This window comes from Neomoorella carbonis (assembly GCF_045278715.1).
Lineage (GTDB): Bacteria > Bacillota > DSM-521 > Neomoorellales > Neomoorellaceae > Neomoorella > Neomoorella carbonis.
On sequence record NZ_CP136420.1, the window covers coordinates 389,839 to 407,437 of the forward strand.

The 17,599-nt window shown below is 52.3% G+C and carries 20 protein-coding genes, 1 tRNA gene and 1 riboswitch; of the genes, 16 read left to right on the plus strand and 5 right to left on the minus strand.

From position 1 onward, the window contains the following. The first annotated feature begins 33 nt into the window (after positions 1 to 33). The 5 genes from MCACP_RS02030 to MCACP_RS02050 all read left to right on the plus strand — a co-directional run bounded on the left by MCACP_RS02030 (position 34) and on the right by MCACP_RS02050 (position 3,926). Positions 34 to 837, plus strand: coding sequence for a CheR family methyltransferase (locus MCACP_RS02030; RefSeq protein WP_406677740.1), 804 nt, complete (start codon positions 34 to 36; stop codon positions 835 to 837). Between the two features lie 42 nt (positions 838 to 879). After that, positions 880 to 2,313 (plus strand): chemotaxis protein CheA, encoded by a 1,434-nt coding sequence (locus tag MCACP_RS02035; RefSeq protein ID WP_406677741.1) that lies wholly within the window; start codon positions 880 to 882, stop codon positions 2,311 to 2,313. A gap of 6 nt (positions 2,314 to 2,319) precedes the next feature. Continuing rightward, positions 2,320 to 3,207 (plus strand): Hpt domain-containing protein, encoded by an 888-nt coding sequence (locus MCACP_RS02040; protein ID WP_406677742.1) that lies wholly within the window; start codon positions 2,320 to 2,322, stop codon positions 3,205 to 3,207. Positions 3,208 to 3,220: 13 nt separating this feature from the next. Further along, on the plus strand, positions 3,221 to 3,373 hold the full coding sequence (locus MCACP_RS02045) for a hypothetical protein (RefSeq protein ID WP_406677743.1): 153 nt from the start codon (positions 3,221 to 3,223) through the stop codon (positions 3,371 to 3,373). 61 nt (positions 3,374 to 3,434) lie between these two features. After that, entirely contained in the window at positions 3,435 to 3,926 is a 492-nt protein-coding gene (locus MCACP_RS02050; protein WP_406677744.1) for a GatB/YqeY domain-containing protein, read from the plus strand. Positions 3,927 to 3,963: 37 nt separating this feature from the next. Here MCACP_RS02050 and paaI read toward each other — a convergent pair whose 3' ends face one another. The 3 genes from paaI to MCACP_RS02065 are packed head-to-tail and all read right to left on the minus strand — an operon-like array spanning position 3,964 to position 5,832. Next, positions 3,964 to 4,374: a hydroxyphenylacetyl-CoA thioesterase PaaI gene (paaI, locus tag MCACP_RS02055; RefSeq protein WP_406677745.1), complete on the minus strand. Its 411-nt coding sequence runs from the start codon at positions 4,372 to 4,374 to the stop codon at positions 3,964 to 3,966. A 12-nt stretch (positions 4,375 to 4,386) separates the two neighbouring features. Beyond that, positions 4,387 to 4,629 carry a hypothetical protein gene (locus MCACP_RS02060; protein ID WP_406677746.1) on the minus strand — a complete coding sequence of 81 codons (243 nt, stop codon included), beginning with the start codon at positions 4,627 to 4,629 and terminating at the stop codon, positions 4,387 to 4,389. Positions 4,630 to 4,689: 60 nt separating this feature from the next. Next, the gene (locus MCACP_RS02065; RefSeq protein ID WP_406677747.1) at positions 4,690 to 5,832 is read right to left on the minus strand and encodes a glycerate kinase; all 1,143 of its coding nucleotides are present in this window, start codon (positions 5,830 to 5,832) and stop codon (positions 4,690 to 4,692) included. A 131-nt stretch (positions 5,833 to 5,963) separates the two neighbouring features. Then, positions 5,964 to 6,129, plus strand: a riboswitch (M-box (ykoK) riboswitch). A 68-nt stretch (positions 6,130 to 6,197) separates the two neighbouring features. Between MCACP_RS02065 and MCACP_RS02070 the strand changes: the two genes are divergently transcribed. Next, a complete protein-coding gene (locus MCACP_RS02070; protein ID WP_406677748.1) occupies positions 6,198 to 7,919 on the plus strand; it encodes an ABC transporter permease in 1,722 nt (573 codons plus the stop codon). Positions 7,920 to 7,933: 14 nt separating this feature from the next. Next, complete coding sequence (locus MCACP_RS02075; protein WP_406677749.1) at positions 7,934 to 8,686, plus strand: ABC transporter ATP-binding protein; 753 nt, start codon at positions 7,934 to 7,936, stop codon at positions 8,684 to 8,686. 82 nt (positions 8,687 to 8,768) lie between these two features. On the opposite strand, the gene MCACP_RS02080 is transcribed toward MCACP_RS02075, so the two are convergent. Next, on the minus strand, positions 8,769 to 10,121 hold the full coding sequence (locus MCACP_RS02080; protein WP_406677750.1) for a citrate/2-methylcitrate synthase: 1,353 nt from the start codon (positions 10,119 to 10,121) through the stop codon (positions 8,769 to 8,771). 294 nt (positions 10,122 to 10,415) lie between these two features. On the opposite strand from MCACP_RS02080, the gene MCACP_RS02085 reads away from it, so the two are divergent. The 8 genes from MCACP_RS02085 to MCACP_RS02120 all read left to right on the plus strand — a co-directional run bounded on the left by MCACP_RS02085 (position 10,416) and on the right by MCACP_RS02120 (position 15,253). Beyond that, positions 10,416 to 10,898 carry an AAA-associated domain-containing protein gene (locus MCACP_RS02085; RefSeq protein ID WP_406677751.1) on the plus strand — a complete coding sequence of 161 codons (483 nt, stop codon included), beginning with the start codon at positions 10,416 to 10,418 and terminating at the stop codon, positions 10,896 to 10,898. 59 nt (positions 10,899 to 10,957) lie between these two features. Next, positions 10,958 to 11,033 (plus strand) — tRNA-Ala (locus tag MCACP_RS02090). Between the two features lie 85 nt (positions 11,034 to 11,118). Continuing rightward, positions 11,119 to 11,853 carry a DNA/RNA nuclease SfsA gene (gene sfsA / locus MCACP_RS02095; RefSeq protein ID WP_406677752.1) on the plus strand — a complete coding sequence of 245 codons (735 nt, stop codon included), beginning with the start codon at positions 11,119 to 11,121 and terminating at the stop codon, positions 11,851 to 11,853. 101 nt (positions 11,854 to 11,954) lie between these two features. Beyond that, on the plus strand, positions 11,955 to 12,440 hold the full coding sequence (locus MCACP_RS02100) for a hypothetical protein (RefSeq protein ID WP_406677753.1): 486 nt from the start codon (positions 11,955 to 11,957) through the stop codon (positions 12,438 to 12,440). Beyond that, entirely contained in the window at positions 12,427 to 13,035 is a 609-nt protein-coding gene (locus MCACP_RS02105; RefSeq protein ID WP_406677754.1) for an accessory gene regulator ArgB-like protein, read from the plus strand. The genes MCACP_RS02100 and MCACP_RS02105 overlap by 14 nt, the downstream gene beginning before the upstream one ends. After that, on the plus strand, positions 13,032 to 13,163 hold the full coding sequence (locus MCACP_RS02110; RefSeq protein WP_406677755.1) for a cyclic lactone autoinducer peptide: 132 nt from the start codon (positions 13,032 to 13,034) through the stop codon (positions 13,161 to 13,163). The genes MCACP_RS02105 and MCACP_RS02110 overlap by 4 nt, the downstream gene beginning before the upstream one ends. A 186-nt stretch (positions 13,164 to 13,349) precedes the next feature. Beyond that, positions 13,350 to 14,906 (plus strand): bifunctional diguanylate cyclase/phosphohydrolase, encoded by a 1,557-nt coding sequence (locus tag MCACP_RS02115; RefSeq protein ID WP_406677756.1) that lies wholly within the window; start codon positions 13,350 to 13,352, stop codon positions 14,904 to 14,906. Between the two features lie 92 nt (positions 14,907 to 14,998). After that, the gene (locus tag MCACP_RS02120; RefSeq protein ID WP_406677757.1) at positions 14,999 to 15,253 is read left to right on the plus strand and encodes a sulfurtransferase TusA family protein; all 255 of its coding nucleotides are present in this window, start codon (positions 14,999 to 15,001) and stop codon (positions 15,251 to 15,253) included. Here MCACP_RS02120 and MCACP_RS02125 read toward each other — a convergent pair. Then, positions 15,250 to 16,143: a LysR family transcriptional regulator gene (locus tag MCACP_RS02125; protein WP_406677758.1), complete on the minus strand. Its 894-nt coding sequence runs from the start codon at positions 16,141 to 16,143 to the stop codon at positions 15,250 to 15,252. The genes MCACP_RS02120 and MCACP_RS02125 overlap by 4 nt on opposite strands. 79 nt (positions 16,144 to 16,222) lie before the next feature. On the opposite strand from MCACP_RS02125, the gene MCACP_RS02130 reads away from it, so the two are divergent. Then, positions 16,223 to 17,422, plus strand: a complete 1,200-nt coding sequence (locus MCACP_RS02130; RefSeq protein WP_406677759.1) for a YeeE/YedE family protein — start codon at positions 16,223 to 16,225, stop codon at positions 17,420 to 17,422. The last annotated feature ends 177 nt before the right edge of the window (positions 17,423 to 17,599 follow it).

Here is a 17,599-nt window from a genome sequence, read left to right on the forward strand (position 1 = left end):
ATTGCCTGCTAGGGGTATCAAAGGAGAAGGGCGATGACTAAGGCAGAGTTTGAACGCCTGCGGGAGTACATATATCAAGAATCAGGTATTTACTTTGAGGACAGCAAAGTCTACTATGTAGAGAAACGCGCCAGGCAGCAGGTGGAGAAGTACGGGTTCAAGGATTTTACAGCTTACCTGGGAGCCCTGAGGTTTGACAGTACGGGCAAGATGCGGCAGGAACTGCTGAACAGTATTACCGTTAACGAAACTTACTTTTTCCGCGAGTATGAACAGTTGAAGTGCTTGGCGGAAGAAATCGTACCTCTCTGGTGCCGGAACGGTGTAGGACGCAGCGGCGTCAAGATATGGTGTGCGGGATGTGCCTCCGGTGAAGAAGCTTATACCCTGGCTATCGTAATGCAGGAGATGGCGCCCGACATACACTGGGAGATATACGCTACCGATATAGATACGGAGGTATTAGATAAAGCCGAAAAAGGCATTTATAATCACTATGCTGTCCGCCAGGTGCCTGAAGTCTATCTCAAGCGATACTTTAGCCCTTTGGGTGATAAATACACCATATCTTCCTTGTTGAAGCGAAAGGTGAAGTTTTCCCACTTAAACCTTGTAGACGATGATGGAATGCGCAAGATGAAGGGCTTTCACGCTATATTCTGTCGCAATGTCCTGATATATTTTGACGACCTTTCCCAGCGGCGGGTGGTCTTGCACTTTTATCAGGCCCTGGAGCCCGGAGGTTATGTGTTCTTAGGACATTCGGAGTCTATGAGCCGGATAACAACAGTTTTTAAGCCGGTGCGGTTTAAAAATGCTATTATATACCAGAAGTAGCAACCTGGAAGGTTAAGCCGGCATTTGGCGAGGGAGCGTAATATGGAGAAGGGGTCCAAAACTTTAAGGATTACGGCTCACGAGCTTGGGAGCCGCGATGTGTGGCCTTTGCTGCGGGAGATGGAGGAAAAAGGGTGGCTTGAACAGATAAATCTCTTGGATTACGGCGAAGAATACGGCCTGGAAATTGTAGTCAGGTCCGAACAAAACATAGAACCATCCGAGCGGCTAATAAGGGACTACTTAGATGGCAAAACGGTCGTGGCCGATACTACCCGTATAGCGCGTGATATGGGCCGGGAGATGGTAGAAACCAAGACGGTCAGGGTAGAACAGGGTAAAATAGACAAGCTTTTAGCTCTGGCGGGCGAGCTTATAGTTAGCACCAACGTGCTAACTCACTTAATAAAACGTCTTGAAGAGCTGGGTTTGCCGGTTGAAATGGTAAGGGAGTTCAAAGAATACCAGTCGGCGCTTAATCGAACAAGCTGGGGGATTCAAGATGTAATTATGGATATGCGGCTTATGCCGGTGGGTTTTGTGTTTGAGCGGTTCCGCCGGGTAGTACGAGAACTGGGGCAGGAGCTAGGGAAAAAGGTACAGTTTAAAGTGCTCGGCGATGAAGTTACGATAGACCGCAACGTTGCCGCTACTATATACGAGCCTCTTCTCCATCTAGTCCGTAACGCTATTGATCACGGTTTAGAAGGGCCCGAAGACAGAATTCGGTCAGGGAAGCCCCCGGAAGGAGAACTGCTTTTGAGAGCGGAACGCAAGGGGGAGCACGTGGTTATTACGGTGAAGGACGACGGTACGGGGATTGACGCTGAGGTGGTCAAGCGTAAGGCGGTGAGCCGTGGGTTAATAACTGAAGAACAGGCAGAGATGATGGGCTTTAACGAGGCTTTGGAACTCATATTTGCACCTGGTTTTAGTACAAAGGACGAGGCCAGTGCGGTTTCCGGACGGGGTGTAGGCATGGACGTAGTCCGGGAAACGGTAGAACGGTTAGGTGGGAAGGTAAAGGTGCGCAGCGAGGTGGGGGTTGGCACAGAGGTAGCCCTGGAACTGCCTATTTCGCTGAGCATAACAAAGGTTGTACTCTTGGATTGCGGCGGTCTGTACGGAATCCCGGTAGGGGAGGTCAAAGAGATAGTAAAGGTAGAAGCCTCAAGGCTTCACTCCTTAAAAAAGAGTGAAGTAGTTGTCTTGAGGGAAACTATATACCCCGTGGTCCGGCTTTCTCGTGTACTTGACACTAAGGTAGAGGGGGTAGAAAGCGATGAACTTACACTAATAGTCCTGCTGGCAGGTGTTGCAATAGCCGCGCCCAAAGTTTTAGGCGAACAAGATGTAGTGTTGAAGAACCTACCGTCCCAGCTTTACCATTTGAAGTTGTTTACTGGTGCGGCAATACTAGGGAACGGGGACATTGCTCTGATTTTAGATACTAGTGTCGTCGGAAGGATGGTGTAAACTCCTGTGGAGATTGACTTGCTGCGTGAGTTTTTAAACGAAGCTCACGAGCAATTGGACATGTTAGAGCAACTGTTTTTAAAGTTAGAGGAAAGCGATAATAGGACCATTGATGCGATTTTCAGGATTGCCCACACCCTCAAAGGCTCAGCCGCTTGTGCAGGACTTAAAGATGTAGCAGAGTTCGCCCATAAGATGGAAACTTTGCTTGACAGTATTCGGAAAGGTGAAGTGGTGATAAGCGAAAGTGTCTGCAACCTTTTGCTTCAATCCGGAGATGTCTTAAGGGCGCTGATACATGGTGTTGAGGAAGGGCTGGAGAATTATGTTCCTCCGGAATACAGTACGATAGTGAACGAGCTTGAGCGCACCTTTGCTAGAAGTTTCATTTCTGCACGGGATAATGACAGCGCCTGTGTGAAATTGTTCGTGCGGGTTGGGCTTGACCGGTCTTCAGAAATGCGTGCCGCCAGAGGGTTTGTGATACTGAAACGGCTGGAAGACATGGGCAGATTGAAGTTTTCGCGGCCTTCGGAGAACGAATTGCTCAGCGGGCAGGTAGTTCCCGATGCCATGCTAGTAGTTGTAGAAGGCGACATGGAGGATCAAGATCTTTATGAGTGTATAGCTGGATATCCGGACGTAACAGACGTCGATGTTAGGTACATGGTGGAAGTACGGGAAACCGATTGGACGAGATATAAAGAATATGTAAGTGTACTGGAATCGAAGGGGAAACGTATCGTCCTCGACTTCGTACCCGGTACCCTGAAGCTTGACGGCGGTGCCTTGAGGTTTCTTGGCGAAGCCTTGCGACGCGGGTGGCTCCTGCATTCAAACGACGACCTTACTTATAGAGTGCTAAGTCGGATAGCGTTGAAGCAAGTGGGTTGAGGAGGCTTTTTTCGTGGGTAGAATAATATACTTGACCTACATAGGGCACAACGGAAAGGTTCAATTGCCACGAAAAGTTTTGGATGAGCTTAAATGGAAAGAAGAAGATTACTTTAAAATTGAGGTTAAAGGACAGGGCAAAGTGGAAATTAGGAAAAGTAAGTAACAACCTGAGCGGCCTCTGTTAATTCTCGGACAACCCCGCAGAAATTGACACCGGTAAAAATATGGTTTACCATATTGTCAATAGCTACCTGAATTTAAGGGAGGCCAGTCAGGGAGTGAAGGAAAAACTTCAGCAGGACATGAAAGAAGCCTTGAAAAGCCATGATAAAATCCGGTTGCAGACTATCCGCATGGTATTGGCCAGTATCAAAAACGCGGAGATCGAAAAAATGCATTCCCTTTCAGACGAAGAAATGGCTGCCGTTATCCAGCGGGAAATAAAAATGAGAAAAGAAGCTCTAGAACAATTTGCCCGCGGGGGAAGGGAAGACCTGGTCCGGCAGGCTGAAGCGGAAATCAAAGTCCTGGAAGACTACCTGCCCCAGCAGCTGAGCGACAGCGAACTAAAAGACATCATCCAGCAGACAATCAGCGAAGTAGGCGCGCAGTCGAGCAAGGAAATAGGGAAAGTAATGGCCGCCCTGATGCCCAAAATCCGCGGCCGGGCCGACGGCAAGAAAGCCAACGAAATGGTAAGGCAATTACTGGCTTAAAAGGCACCTGGCCATTGCCGCCATTTAACTGCTTTGTTCAGGAACCCGTTATTTTATCCTTCCGGTAAACGGTACCATGTACCACGGCGATGGCTTCGCCTTTGCTGCTGTTTACAGTAATCCGGTAAACGCCCGTCCGCCTGGTGAGGTGCTCTTCCCGGGCTTCAGCTACAAGCCGCGTTCCTGCCCGGGCCGGGCTGAGATAATTGATAGTTACCGAAATAGCTACGGCCGGGTCGCCGTGGGAGTTGCTGGCTAACCCTAAGGCCGTATCGGCCAGGGTAAAAATGGCGCCACCGTGGCCGATGCCGTGGAAGTTGACCATGTTTTCCGTTAGGGTCATGGCCACCCGGGCATAGCCGGGGGCCAGTTCCAGGAGCTCAATTCCCAGGGAACGGGGAAAGTTATCAGCGGCGTACTTTTCTTTGACTGCCTGCAGGGTATCCATCGAGTTACCCCCTTAAGTGGCTTCCCGGCGGCGGGCAATGACATGATATGTCCTGCCGTCGCTGTCGCCGCGGCCCTGATAGTCGAGGCCGTAATCCTCTAAAAGCTTTATTAACAGGTCCGCCTGGTGGGCATCGGCGGCCTCCATGGTAATAGTAAGGTGGTCTCCCGGGTTAAGTTCCGGCAGGACGTCCCGCACCCGGGCCAGATCGCTGCCGGTAATGGCGGTACCCATCCTTAAAGAAATATCAGGCATAAGGGGCCTCCTCCCTGACTTTTTCTTTAGTTTTGCCGGGGAAGAGGCCTTTTAATGCCTTTATTTATTCATCACTGTCAGCAGCCGCATCAGGCGTTCGGCAGCGTCGGCCAGGAGGGTGGCGGCGTTTTCCAGGCAGTATGCTAAAGGTACCGGCCGGGGGACGATGCTCATGAAGCCTTTAATGCCGTGGTTATAGACGGTGCTGGCGCCTTCGCCGATAGAACCTACCAGGGCAACCACCGGGATGCCGTATTTCCCGGCCACCCGGGCGACGCCGGCGGGAACTTTACCAAAGGCCGTCTGGTGGTTGATTTCTCCTTCGCCGGTGATGACCAGGTCGGCGCCTTTGGCCAGGATGCCGTCGAGATCAACGGCTTCCATAACCAGCTCAATACCGCGCCGCAGGCTGGCGTTCAGGAAGGCTACCAGGCCGGCCCCCAGGCCGCCGGCGGCACCGGCTCCGGGCAGCTCCCGGACGTCTTTCCCGAGATCGCGTTCGATGATATCCGCCAGCCTGGCCAGGGCGGCGTCCAGACGGGGGACCATTTCCGGCGTGGCACCCTTCTGGGGACCGTAGACGGCCGCTGCCCCCCGGGGGCCGCATAAGGGGTTGTCCACGTCGCAGGCTACCAGGATTTCCGCCTCCTTTACCCGCGGGTCCAGGCCCTGGATATCAATGCGTTCCAGTTCCTCCAGCCCGGCAGCGCCCGGCCCGATATCCCGTCCCCTGGCATCGAGAAGTTTTACCCCCAGGGCCTGGGCCATACCGGCGCCGCCGTCGTTGGTGGCACTGCCGCCGATGCCCACAATCAATCGCCGGCAGCCGGCGTCCAGGGCCTGGCGGATGAGCTCACCGGTACCGTAAGTGGTGGTAAAGAGGGGGTTGCGCTTTTCCCGGGGTACCAGGGGCAGGCCCGACGCCTGGGCCATTTCCACCACGGCGGTGGCACCGTCCCCCAGGATACCCCAGGCGGCATGAACCGGTTGCCCCAGGGGACCGGTGACGGTGGTGGTGATTACCCGGCCGCCGGTGGCGGCTACCAGAGTGGTTGTTAAACCTTCACCGCCGTCTGCCATGGGAACGGGGACAGTTTCTGCCTCCGGGAAAACCCGTTTGATACCTTCAGCGATAGCCGCCGCAACGGCGGGCGCGTCCAGGCTTTCTTTAAAGGAATCGGGGGCAATGACAATGCGCTTCATTTTTTGACCTCCAGTCGCAAGATCCTGCTTGTAAATATTCGCCGGGAATGTAAAAATACCTACCATCCCCAGCCTTGACACTTAAAAAAACCCTATTTATAATGAAAGTAACGGTTAAAATTTGTTATTTCACAATCCTTCGTTAGGTGAGGCTTCTGCATAGACAGACGCCACTGCCCGGAAACGTCGAAAGACGCCAATGGGTCAACAGGTATTACCGGCTTAAGGTTTTACCTAATGTGGCTGAGAGTTTTCTCTAGCTATGCACGTGCCAAAGCTCAACGAGTGGGGGTTAATAGGGCTATTTATGAACTCTATGTCTTCCCACTTGGGAAGACTATTTTATTGGTTGGGAGGTGAACCCCGTGGCGCGGGCAACGAACCTGGCCCTGACCATGATTATGGCGGCCCTTTTAATCGCCTTTGCCTACTTTGCCTACCAGGGCCACCGGGCTGTTGCCCTGGCAGGAGGGACAACAGTTGTTACCAGCATCGGTATCCTGCCCTATTATGCCTTCCGGTCCTTTTTAAGGATGCTGGGCGCCTATATCCTGTCTTTTATCTTTACGCTAACTTACGGCTATAAAGCCGGGACAGACCCGCGAGCCGAGCGCTGGCTCATTCCCCTCCTGGATATCCTCCAGTCAGTGCCCATCCTGGGGTTCTTCCCTGCCGCCGTTTATTTTTTTGTCTCCCTTTTCCAGGGCCGCCTCCTGGGGGTGGAGCTGGCTTCCATCTTTCTTATTTTTACCAGCCAGGCCTGGAATATGACCTTCGGTTTCTATGAGTCCCTGACGACTATACCCAGGGACCTTAAGGAAGCAGCGACCGCCTACCGGTTGACAGGCTGGCGCCGTTTCCAGAAACTATACTTCCCCGCCGGTATACCCAAGCTGGTATATAACAGCATCATGTCCTGGGCCGGCGGCTGGTATTTTCTTATTGCCGCGGAAATTATTGCCATCGGACCGGTGGAATATTCCCTCCCGGGCCTGGGAAGCTATCTCATCAGGACCACGGAGAAGGGCGAGCTGTTGCTCACGGCGGCCGGCCTTTTAACCCTGATCACGTTGATTACTTTAATGAATATCTTTATCTGGCGTCCCCTTTCTACCTGGGCGGAGAACTTCAAATATGAATTTGGCAGCGGCGGTGGTAACCGTAGCCCGGAGGGGTGGGGTTACCGCCTCTGGTGGCAGGCGCCGGGCTTTCGGGAAATAAGGCTGCTGGCTTTAAAGGGCGGCGCGGCCCTGGCACTGGCTTTAGAAAGTTATGCCTCTAAACTTGAAAGGAAAATAACTGGATGGTATTTCTGGCAGCGTTTGGTGGAGATCATCAGGCGCCTGATCTCCTGGGGCCTGTTGTTGCTGCTGGCCTACGCTCTTATCCGCGGCCTGGTGGCCCTGGGTAATCTTTTCCTGATGCCCTGGCAGCCGGAGGTCTTCAGCATTCCCAGGGCCCTTCTGTTTTCTTTCCTGCGCCTGCTGGCTGCATACCTGCTGTCCCTCATCTGGACGGTACCGGTGGCCATCTGGATCGGGCACAACGAACGGGCCTACGAAATCATGACACCTGTGTTTGAAATTCTGGCTTCCGTGCCGGCAACGGCTTTATTCCCCATTATTGTTTTCCTGCTCGTAAGCCTGACGGGGGGCATGAACCTGGCGGCTGTACTGCTGGTACTGACAGGTATGCAGTGGTACCTGCTCTTTAACCTCATTGCCGGGGTGAAAAGCATTCCCAGAGATTTAAGGGAAGTCGCGGCAGCCTTTGGCCTTAAAGGTTTTGGCTACCTGCGCCGGGTAGTCCTGCCGGCCATGGTACCGTCCTTGATCACCGGCAGTATTACCGCCTGGGGCGGTGGCTGGAATGCCCTGATTGTTGCCGAATATGTGGTCTATGCCGGCCAGACCTATACGGCCTTTGGTATTGGCTCCTTGCTGGATACGGCTACTTATAGCAGCGGCAGCTTCCAGGTAATCTGGTCCACTCTAATAACCATGATGGTAACTATCGTCTTCATGAACCGCTTCTTTTGGCGGCGTCTTTATGAAGCAGCTGCCCGGCGGTTTAAAGTAGAAACCTGAAGGGGGTGGTGTCCATGGCACTGCTGCTTGAAGTCAGTCATGTTTTTAAAACCTATACCGATGCCAACCGTTCCCTGACGGTCCTCGATGATATTTCTTTTACCATAAATAAAGGTGAATTTGTTTGCCTGGTGGGCCCTTCAGGTTCCGGTAAGAGCACTCTGTTGAGGATGATTGTTGGGCTGGATCGGCCGTCACGGGGACAGATTTTTTACCGCGGCCAGGAAGTTAACGGCGTCATGGACAAGATGGCCATGGTCTTCCAGTCCTTTGCCCTGCTGCCCTGGCTGACGGTCATGGGCAACGTAGCCCTGGGCCTGGAAGCGAAAGGTATACCCCGGCCGGAAAGGGAGGCCATTGCCAGCAAATATATTGACAAGGTGGGCCTGGATGGTTTTGAAGATGCTTACCCGCGGGAGCTTTCCGGCGGCATGAAACAGCGGGTGGGTATTGCCCGGGCCCTGACCATGGAACCGGAACTCCTCTGCATGGATGAACCTTTTTCCGCCCTGGACGCCTTTACGGCCCAGAACCTGCGGGAGGAACTCCTGGACCTTTGGCTGGATGTAACGCTGCCCGTCAAGTCGGTCCTCATGGTGACCCACGGCATAGAGGAAGCCGTTTTCATGGCCGACCGGGTGATTGTGCTGTCCAAAAGGCCGGCCCGGATACTGGCCGATGTCCGCATAGACCTGCCCCGCCCGCGTAACATGAAGGATGAAGCCTTCGCCCGGGTTACGGATAAAATATACTCGCTTTTATTCTAAAGAAGAAGAAAACAAGGGGACGGGTAACCGCCCCCTTTTAACTTTACAAAACCCTGGCTGTTTCCCTGTTAGCCAGGGAAGTTTACCTTTGCTCCAGGGGAATGTACTTTCTTTTACCTATCACATTCTTGTAAGCCGGCCTGATAATCCTGCCTCCACTTACCAGCTCTTCCAGCAGGTGGGCGCACCAGCCGGAGATCCTGGCTATGGCAAAAATTGGGGTGTAAAGTTCCACGGGAATATTTAACATCTTGTACACAAAACCCGAGTAGAAGTCCACATTGGGAGCGATAATCTTTTCATTTCCTTTTTTTGAGGCAAATAATTCGGGTCCAACTTTTTCTATGGTCAGGTAGAGGCCGAATTCATCTTCCATGTTTTTCTCTTTCGCCAGTTCAGCAGCCTTGGCTTTTAATAATACGGCCCGTGGATCGGACAGGGTGTAAACGGCATGGCCGAGGCCATAGATTAATCCTTTTTTGTCAAAGGCTTCCTTGTTGAGAATTTTAGTCAGGTAATATTTAACTTCTTCTTCATCGGCCCAGTCTTTTACATTGTTCTTTATATCATCCATCATTTCCATAACTTTAATATTGGCGCCGCCGTGCTTGGGACCCTTTAGAGAACCGACCGCGGCCGCAATAACAGAGTATATATCGGTTCCCGTAGAGGAAACAACATGGACGGTAAAGGTTGAGTTATTCCCCCCGCCGTGCTCGGCATGGAGTACCAGCGCAAGGTCCAGCAATTCGGCTTCCAACCGGGTGTACTGGTTGTCGGGCCTGATCATGTACAGGAAATTTTCGGCAGTGCTCAGTTCTTTTTGTGGCAGGTGAATATACAAACTTTGATTTCCATGAAAATGGGCTTTAGCCTGGTAACCATAAGCCACCATGATGGGGAAGCGGGCAATCAGCTCAATACTCTGCCTGACGACGTTTTTGATACTTAAATCATCCGGGTTTTTATCATAGGAATAAGATGCTAAAACGCTCCTCGCTAATTTATTCATAATATCATTACTGGGAGCTTTTAAAATCATATCTTCAACAAATCCATCAGGAAGGTAGCGGTTTTCTGCCAGGAGATTGCAGAAATTATCCAGGTCCTGGCGGTTAGGCAGTTCTCCGAAGAGAAGGAGATAAGAAACTTCTTCAAAACCGAAGCGCCCTTCCGCTTGGAAATTCTTGACAATATCCCAGATGTCAATTCCCCGGTAGAGCAACCGTCCCTGATCGGGAATCCTTTCACCTTCATCTAGAATATAACCGTGGACTTCCCCGATCTCCGTAAGCCCAACCAGCACACCGGTACCATCGCTGTTGCGCAAGCCCCGTTTTACATTGTATTTTTCATATAAAGTGGGCTCGATGTAATTATTTTTTTCAGCCAGTAAAGCAAGTCGTTCTAGATAGGTCCTTTCTTCTATCTGCACGTTGATACATCCTTTCTACTACAAAGATAAAGTTATTTATCCTCTATATATTCTTCACCAAAACTTGTTTTCCTTTTTTGGGGGAGAGGGAAAATATAGGCTTAAGCTGCTCCTGAAGGCCCGGGTAGCCCGGGGGAGAAAAACCGCGGGTTGTTCCCTGGATACAGTTATTTTCTAGCTAAATCCCGGCAATAAAAGTTTGCCTCAGGTACTGAATCCTGTTCTAAGATCTGGTATAATATGATAAAATAGTGGTACCTGAAGATGGTATCTAAATAGGGGGTCATAGCCACTGTGGACGCCGGGCCTTTACCCCAGGTAGGTATAGGGATGGTCATCGGCCTGCTCGAAATGCTGGAGGATGTCCGGGGAAGGGAAGATATCTTTAAACTGGCCGGCAGCCTTTCGATGGAACTGGATGATATCGGGCCGGTTATAGAAGCGGCTAAGGTGCTGGGCTTTATTGAAACTACCAACGGTGATATTACCCTCACCGGGCTGGGTTCCCGGCTGCTAAATGCCGGCATCAACGAGCGTAAAGATATAATTGCCGGCCGTCTGCAGCAGCTGCCGGTCTTTAAAGAGGTCCTCCAGCTAATTAATTCCAGGCGTGGCCGGCAGGTACGGCGGGAGCAGGTTATCAGCCGTTTTGCCCGCAGGATGTCTGATGAGGATGCCGAACTCCTGTTTAAAACAATTGTGGACTGGGGACGGTATGCCGGGATTATCGGTTATGATACTAAAGGTGAAGTTTTATACCTGGATGAGGAAGAATAAAGATTATGCAACTGGCCCTTGACAAACATATCAAGGGCCAGTATAATAAACATTGCTGTGGGGCTATAGCTCAGTTGGGAGAGCGCTTGAATGGCATTCAAGAGGTCAGGGGTTCGACTCCCCTTAGCTCCACCAGAAAATAAAATGCCGCGTGAGGAAGCGGCATTTTTTATTTTTATCACGAGAAAATAGCAGTATAGGTTCCGGGAGGAAGGATTTTATGGTCAAGCTGCCTGAAAATCTGATCAAAGCTCGTTTCCTCATCCGGCCCAACCGCTTTACCGTAGTAGCGGAAAATGGCGGGCGGCATTTAACAGCTTTTCTGGCCGACCCCGGGCGGCTGGCAGAATTGCTGTTGCCCGGAACCGAACTTTACCTGGCCCCGGTGCAAGCCGGGGAAAAGCGGAAAACTGTCTACGATGTGGTCCTGGTACACCGGGACGGCACCTTTATTTCCCTGGACAGCCGCCTGCCCAACCGCCTTTTTGCCGCTGCCTTCCGCTCCGGCTGGCTGGAGGCTTTTCAGGGCTACCGGCAGCTAACGGCGGAAGTCCGGGTCGGCTCCAGCCGCCTGGATTTTTTGTTGACGGTGGGAGGGGAGAAGGAGGCGGGACTACCTGGTGAAGGGCTACCACCGTGTTATGTTGAGGTTAAGTCGGTAACTCTGGTAAACAGCCATAGGGTGGCCCTGTTTCCCGACGCCCCCACCAGCCGCGGCAGCCGCCACCTGCAAGAGCTGATGGCTTTGCGGGACAGGGGCTGCCGGGCGGCGGTGGTGTTTATAATCCAGCGGGAAGACGCCCTGATCTTTGCTCCCAATGAAGCCACCGATCCTCTTTTTGCCCGGACTTTGCGGGAAGCGGCGGCTGCCGGGGTCGAAGTTTACGCCTACCGCTGCCGTATCGGCCCGGAGGCGGCCTGCGTCGATGCTGCCGTGCCTGTAAAGCTTTCCTGAGCGACCTTTGCCGTACCCGCGTCATTGCTGGTAAAAAACGTTTCGCGGAGGGCAGGAAATTTGCGGTATGCGTCGAATAGTTACCTCCTGGTGAAGAGAAAATGAGAATTCCTTTTATAGCCTGGCTGTTGCAGGGGATACCTGAGGCTATCGGCATTGCTGCCGTTATGTATGCAGTGGCAGGCTATGGTCTCCCCTGGCGCTCCATTTTGCCTACCGGTCTGATTTTCGGCGTCTTTTTTTATCTAATACGGTGGCTGCCTATCGCTTTTGGTATTAATACCCTTATTAACTTTTTGTTTACTATCCTGGTCTTTAAAAAGATCACCTCATGTAATTTATCAATAGCTATAAGAAGTGGACTGGCTGTTTTGGTTACGGTGGTTATAGGTGAAAACGTTTTTATTAAATTTTTGGTATTAGTTACAGGGTTAAGCCCTGAATATATTTATAATAATCTTTGGCTCCGCATTATAGCTGGATGGCCTAACGTGACATTTCTTTTTGTGGTGGCAGTAGCAGCCACCAGGATTGTTAACAGGAAGAAAACAGGTAAAGGGGCTGGGCAGGTAGGTGAGTATCAATAAAGTGGCAGGGAGCCTGGCCCGGTATCTGGTCGCGGAATTAAAAACAGCCAGGTGGCAGGAAGAAGTTCTGGCCTACGGGCTGGAGCTGCTTATCCTGGGAGCTGCGGGGTTAATAGCTGTCGCTCTCGCAGGTTATTTGGTCGGGGCCCCTGCGGAAACCCTGTTTGCTTTATTGTGTGCCAGCTTGATAAGGCTTCCGGGAGGAGGAATGCATCTAAGCTCCCCGGCTAAATGTTTAGCTTTTACAGCGCTAATTTTTAGTATCATGGGTTTTTTGGCTCGCCGGGTGGGTGGATATTTATTTGTGCAGCAGCACATAACCTGGGTGGTTTTGGGCAGCGGCTTTTTAAGTTTGGCCGTCAGCGCCTGGCTGGCCCCGGTGACAAGCCCGGCCAAGCCGATAAACTCTCCTGCTTTGCGACGCAAGCTCCACCGGGTGGCCGTCGGCACGTCGGCAATAGTGACGCTAATTTTGTTTTTCATGGGCGGGCGGTGGCCTACCCTGGCCCTGGCCGGGGCTGCCGGCCTGGCCTGGCAGGGTGCTGTTATTTATCTTGCCGGTATATTTCAGAATAGGGAGGTGATGCCGGGATGAAGCGCCTGGCGATGGTCTTCCTGGCGGCGGTTGCTTTTATGGCTACCTTTCTGGCCTATATAAATGCCGCCTCGGCCTGTTATTATGGTTTTTATGAACCTGAGGTACCCCCAAGTTTAAGAAAGTAAAACATAAAGTTAGAGAGGTGGATTTTATCACCTCTCTAAAATTTATGGAGAAGGTTTAACATGAAATGGAAGGAAGAACGGAGTCGGAAGATAGCTGAATATGTCTTATTCTTTTACCTGTGTGCTTTAACTGTTATGGCTATATCCTTGTTAAGCGCCCTTGAAATAACATATTTTCCCCAAAGAATGTACCTAAATTATCCAGTAAGCGGTTTTATCCTGGGCGCGTTTGCTTTAGCAGGAATAATTTATCTCACCAAAGATTATGTAACAGTTCTTACCTCGAGCGAACCGCCACGCACTATCAGCTTGCTGATTAGCTTTCTTATCTGGGCTTTTACCATAGCTATCGTCCTTATTTCGGACTTACACGGCAGTTCCTTTAAAGTCCTTTACTTTGTCCCGGTGATCTATGCAGCTATAAATCACGGGCAAAAATATGGCCTTATATTTTCTTTATTATGTGTCATACCCCTTATTATTCCTGACTTGCTGCATTACTCTCCTGAAGGGGTCAATAAAGCCCTGGAAGCAGACCTGGTCCTCAGCTTAATTATTTTTCTGGCCGCCTGGCTCATCGGGGGATTTCTGGATATTGAAAGGGAAACCATTAAAAAGCTGGCAGATATGGCAAACAGGGACGACCTGACAGGTTTATGGAATAAACGCTATTTTTACTACGCCCTGGAAGACATGTTTACTCAGGCTAAAAAGGAAAATTCCAACCTCTCCCTGGTTCTTGCCGATGTTGACTACTTTAAAACGTATAACGACGCTTTGGGCCATCTTGAGGGAGATAAGGTGTTAAAGAAAATTGGCGAGATTATCGGCCGGGAAGTTCCAGCGGGGGCTGTGGCCGCACGTTACGGGGGCGAAGAGTTTTCTGTACTGTTGCCCGGCTACTCCAGCCAGCAGGCGCTAGCTGTAGCGGAACAGATTCGCAAAGAAGTTGAGAACTACCCTTTCTTTGGCAAAGAGTACCAACCGGCCCAAAAGATCACCCTGTCGCTGGGTATTGCTACTTACCCCGTTCATGCTAAAACATCCATGGAGCTTATTCGCCGGGCCGATGATGCCCTCTTCCGGGCCAAATCAGTACGTAAGAACAGGACGGAGATCTATTTTTCCGTTTTAGACGAGCTCTGCGCCGCATATAACAGTACGGGCGAGGACCTGCTTAGTACTTTGAAGACTTTGCTCAGTATCATCCAGGCCAAGGATCGTTATACACGAGGGCATTCCGAACGGGTTACAGAATATGCAGTAGTTGTTGGCGAATATCTCAAGTTACCCGGAGAAGAATTAAATACCCTGAGGCTCAGCGCTTTCCTCCATGATATTGGAAAGATAGAAATAGAACGTGAACTTTTAAACAACCCCCTTCCTTTAAACGAGGAAGAACGTTTGCTTTTTCAGCAACACCCGGTCTGGGGGGCGGAAATAATTCGTTCCGTACCCCTGCTGGGCAAGTGCACCCCCATTATTCTTGCCCATCACGAGAATTTTGACGGCTCAGGTTACCCATGCGGGCTGAAAGGTGAGGCTATACCCCTTGGTGCCAGGATTTTACGAGTGGTGGACAGCTTTGATGCCATGGCAACCAATAGACCCTACCGCCGGGCTTTAACTGTCAGCCGTTGCCTGGAAGAACTCCGGCGAGGGGCCGGAACCCTATATGATCCAGAAATTGTTACGGCCTTTCTCAATGTTTCAGAACGCATTTTTCAATTGCTTGCAAGCTAGGGAATGATTATTGGCAGGCCGGCCGCTCGCGGGCAGGATTCAATGGGCCGGGAGCGAAATTTAATGTTAAGCTGAAAACGTTATAAAACAATATGAAAGCAGGAACTGGTATGGCTGTTTACCGGCTGGATACATGCGGGGAAATGTGCCCGATACCGATTGTGCGCGCCAAGGTCAAGCTCAAGCAGCTGGCCAGGGGCGATGTTCTCATCGTTACCAGTGACCACAGTTGCACCAGCCAGTCCCTGGCCGAGACAGTTCAAAAAATGGGGCACCGCGTCGAGGTTAGGGGGGTAGCCCACGGCATCTGGGAAGTTATAATTGAGAAGGGCCCCCGGCAGGCTTAGCAGAAAGCCTTTTTATTGGTCAACAGAAAACGAAAAAACTTCTTTTGCAAGCTGGTGGCCGGTTTGCCGGCCGGGTAAACAATATTAAAGGTGCTGCGAAAAGAAATGCCGTCCACCTGCAGGGCCTTTAAAGTGCCGGCATGAATTTCCCGCCGGATGGCCAGGCGGGAGAGAAGGGAGACCCCGTGGCCGGCGGTAATGGCCGATTTAATGGCGTCGTTCGAATTTAACTCCAGGACAACATTCAGGTTGGCAATGGTTAGACCCTGCCCGGCCAGGGCGCGGGCAATCACCCCGCGGGTTCCGGAGCCCTCTTCCCTGAGGATCAAGGGCAGGCGGCAGAGTTCTTCTAAAGTTACCCGTTCCGGGCCCTGCCAGGCGGGAGGTACGATTAAAAGGAGTTCATCTTCGGCTATTCCCCTGGTGGCCAGGCCGGGCTGGTCGACAGGCCCTTCAATGAGGCCGATGTCAATAGTTCTATCCAGCAACTTCTGGATGGTTTCTTCCCGGTTGCCGACCAGCAGCTTGATATTGGCATCGGGATATTTTTCTTTAAAGCTGTAAATGGTGCAGGGCAGGGCATAACTGCCGATGCTGCTGCTGGCGCCGACAATGAGGCGTTCGTGGCCGCTCTTCCAGTTGTTGAGATCGCGTTTTAGATTCTCTGCCAGCTGGAGAAAGGTCTGGCCGTACTCGTAAACGATTTCCCCCAGGGCCGTTAACTCCACACCTTTGGTAGTGCGGGTGAAGAGTTCGACGTCCAGGTCATTTTCCAACAGCTGGATTTGATAGCTCAGGGAAGACTGGGACATGTGCAGGAGGCGGGCTGCTTCGGAAATGGATTTGACCTGGGCTACCGTGCAGAAGGCCTGCAGGTGGTTGAGGTTCATGGACCAGACCTCCCTGATCGATGTTTACGGTTTTTATTATAACATATCACCATCTCCTGATGGATAGGCGGTAAGCGCCATGGCAAAGGAACTGCAAAAGGAGTTACAAGTGGCCAAACAGGTTAAGCTCAATCTCGGCTCCCAGGAACCTTACGCCCTTGGTGCGGCCCTGCTCGCTGTCGTGATCTACTGGTGGCTGCAGGGGCGTGGGCCGGGCCTGGGGGAAGCCTGGCTTTTTGGCCTGGGCTTTGGCTTCGTCCTCCAGCGCAGCCGGTTTTGTTTTGTGGCCGCTTTCCGCGATCCCTTTATTACCGGCAACACTTCCCTGAGCCGGGCGGTGGTCATCGCCCTGATGGCAGCAGTCCCGGGGATGGCCCTGGTAGCCTGGACGGGGGTTACCCTGGCCGATGTTCACCCGGCAGGCTGGCACACTGTGGCCGGCGGCCTCCTTTTTGGCGTGGGGATGGTCCTGGCCGGCGGCTGTGCCAGCGGCAATTTAATGCGGGTGGGCGAGGGGCACCTGCTGCAGTGGCTGGTCCTGGGCGCTTTTATTGGTGGTTCCCTCTGGGGAGCCCATGATTTCGGCTGGTGGCAGCAGGTAAGCATCAGTCGTTCTCCCACCCTGTTTCTCCCCAAAGTGCTGGGGTGGGGGCCGGCCCTTCTTATCCAGCTTCTGGCCCTGGGACTGATCTACTTGGGTTTAAAGCACCTGGAAAAACGAGCCTTTCCTGGTTTTATCCCCGCCGGTAAACCGCGGCAGCCCTTTCACCTGCGCCGCCTGTGGACCCATCCCTGGCCTTACTGGGCCGGAGGACTGGCCCTGGCGGTCCTGGATGTAGCTTTAACCTGGCGCGGGGGCCAGCCCTGGGGTATTACCACCGCCTTCAGCTACTGGGGCGCCTGGATCTGGGAGGCTTTTACCGGGGCGCCGCCGGGCTGGTACTATTTTTCCCTGCCGGCTCACAGCCGGGCTTTAAACCTGGGGTTCCTGGCCGAGCCCCGTACTTTCCTGGACCTGGGGCTTATGGGAGGAGCCCTTTTAGCGGCCCTGGCAGGTTCGGAATTTCGCCTCCACTGGCCGCGGCGCTGGCCCCTGGTACCGGCCGCCCTGGCAGGCGGATTGTTGATGGGCTACGGGGCCAGGATTGCCATGGGGTGCAACATCGGCGCCCTTTTCAACGGCATTGCTTCCTTCTCCCTTCACGGCTGGCTCTTCGGTTTGGGCCTGGCCGGCGGCGCTTACCTGGGGAGCAAGCTTCTCCTCCGTTTCCTGGTATAAAACTTTAACTATCGAAAGGTCTGATGGCCCTCGAAAATACCGTTAGACAATTAATTAAATAGAAGGCCGCAAGGCCGCATGATTCCTGGCCCAAGGGGAGCTCTTGCAGCTCCCCTTGGGCTTTCCATGGGCCCCTTCATGGTGGCAGGAGAAAGGGTAGACGATTAGTAAAATATA

What these genes read in the sequence shown, in the direction of transcription:
- MCACP_RS02030 (WP_406677740.1), top strand. Translation starts at nt 34, where the DNA reads ATGACTAAGGCAGAGTTTGAACGCCTGCGGGAGTACATATATCAAGAA.
- MCACP_RS02035 (WP_406677741.1), top strand. Translation starts at nt 880, where the DNA reads ATGGAGAAGGGGTCCAAAACTTTAAGGATTACGGCTCACGAGCTTGGG.
- MCACP_RS02050 (WP_406677744.1), top strand. Translation starts at nt 3,435, where the DNA reads ATGGTTTACCATATTGTCAATAGCTACCTGAATTTAAGGGAGGCCAGT.
- paaI (WP_406677745.1), bottom strand. Translation starts at nt 4,374, where the DNA reads ATGGATACCCTGCAGGCAGTCAAAGAAAAGTACGCCGCTGATAACTTT.
- MCACP_RS02060 (WP_406677746.1), bottom strand. Translation starts at nt 4,629, where the DNA reads ATGCCTGATATTTCTTTAAGGATGGGTACCGCCATTACCGGCAGCGAT.
- MCACP_RS02065 (WP_406677747.1), bottom strand. Translation starts at nt 5,832, where the DNA reads ATGAAGCGCATTGTCATTGCCCCCGATTCCTTTAAAGAAAGCCTGGAC.
- MCACP_RS02075 (WP_406677749.1), top strand. Translation starts at nt 7,934, where the DNA reads ATGGCACTGCTGCTTGAAGTCAGTCATGTTTTTAAAACCTATACCGAT.
- sfsA (WP_406677752.1), top strand. Translation starts at nt 11,119, where the DNA reads ATGGTCAAGCTGCCTGAAAATCTGATCAAAGCTCGTTTCCTCATCCGG.
- MCACP_RS02100 (WP_406677753.1), top strand. Translation starts at nt 11,955, where the DNA reads ATGAGAATTCCTTTTATAGCCTGGCTGTTGCAGGGGATACCTGAGGCT.
- MCACP_RS02110 (WP_406677755.1), top strand. Translation starts at nt 13,032, where the DNA reads ATGAAGCGCCTGGCGATGGTCTTCCTGGCGGCGGTTGCTTTTATGGCT.
- MCACP_RS02115 (WP_406677756.1), top strand. Translation starts at nt 13,350, where the DNA reads ATGTACCTAAATTATCCAGTAAGCGGTTTTATCCTGGGCGCGTTTGCT.
- MCACP_RS02120 (WP_406677757.1), top strand. Translation starts at nt 14,999, where the DNA reads ATGAAAGCAGGAACTGGTATGGCTGTTTACCGGCTGGATACATGCGGG.
- MCACP_RS02125 (WP_406677758.1), bottom strand. Translation starts at nt 16,143, where the DNA reads ATGAACCTCAACCACCTGCAGGCCTTCTGCACGGTAGCCCAGGTCAAA.
- MCACP_RS02130 (WP_406677759.1), top strand. Translation starts at nt 16,223, where the DNA reads ATGGCAAAGGAACTGCAAAAGGAGTTACAAGTGGCCAAACAGGTTAAG.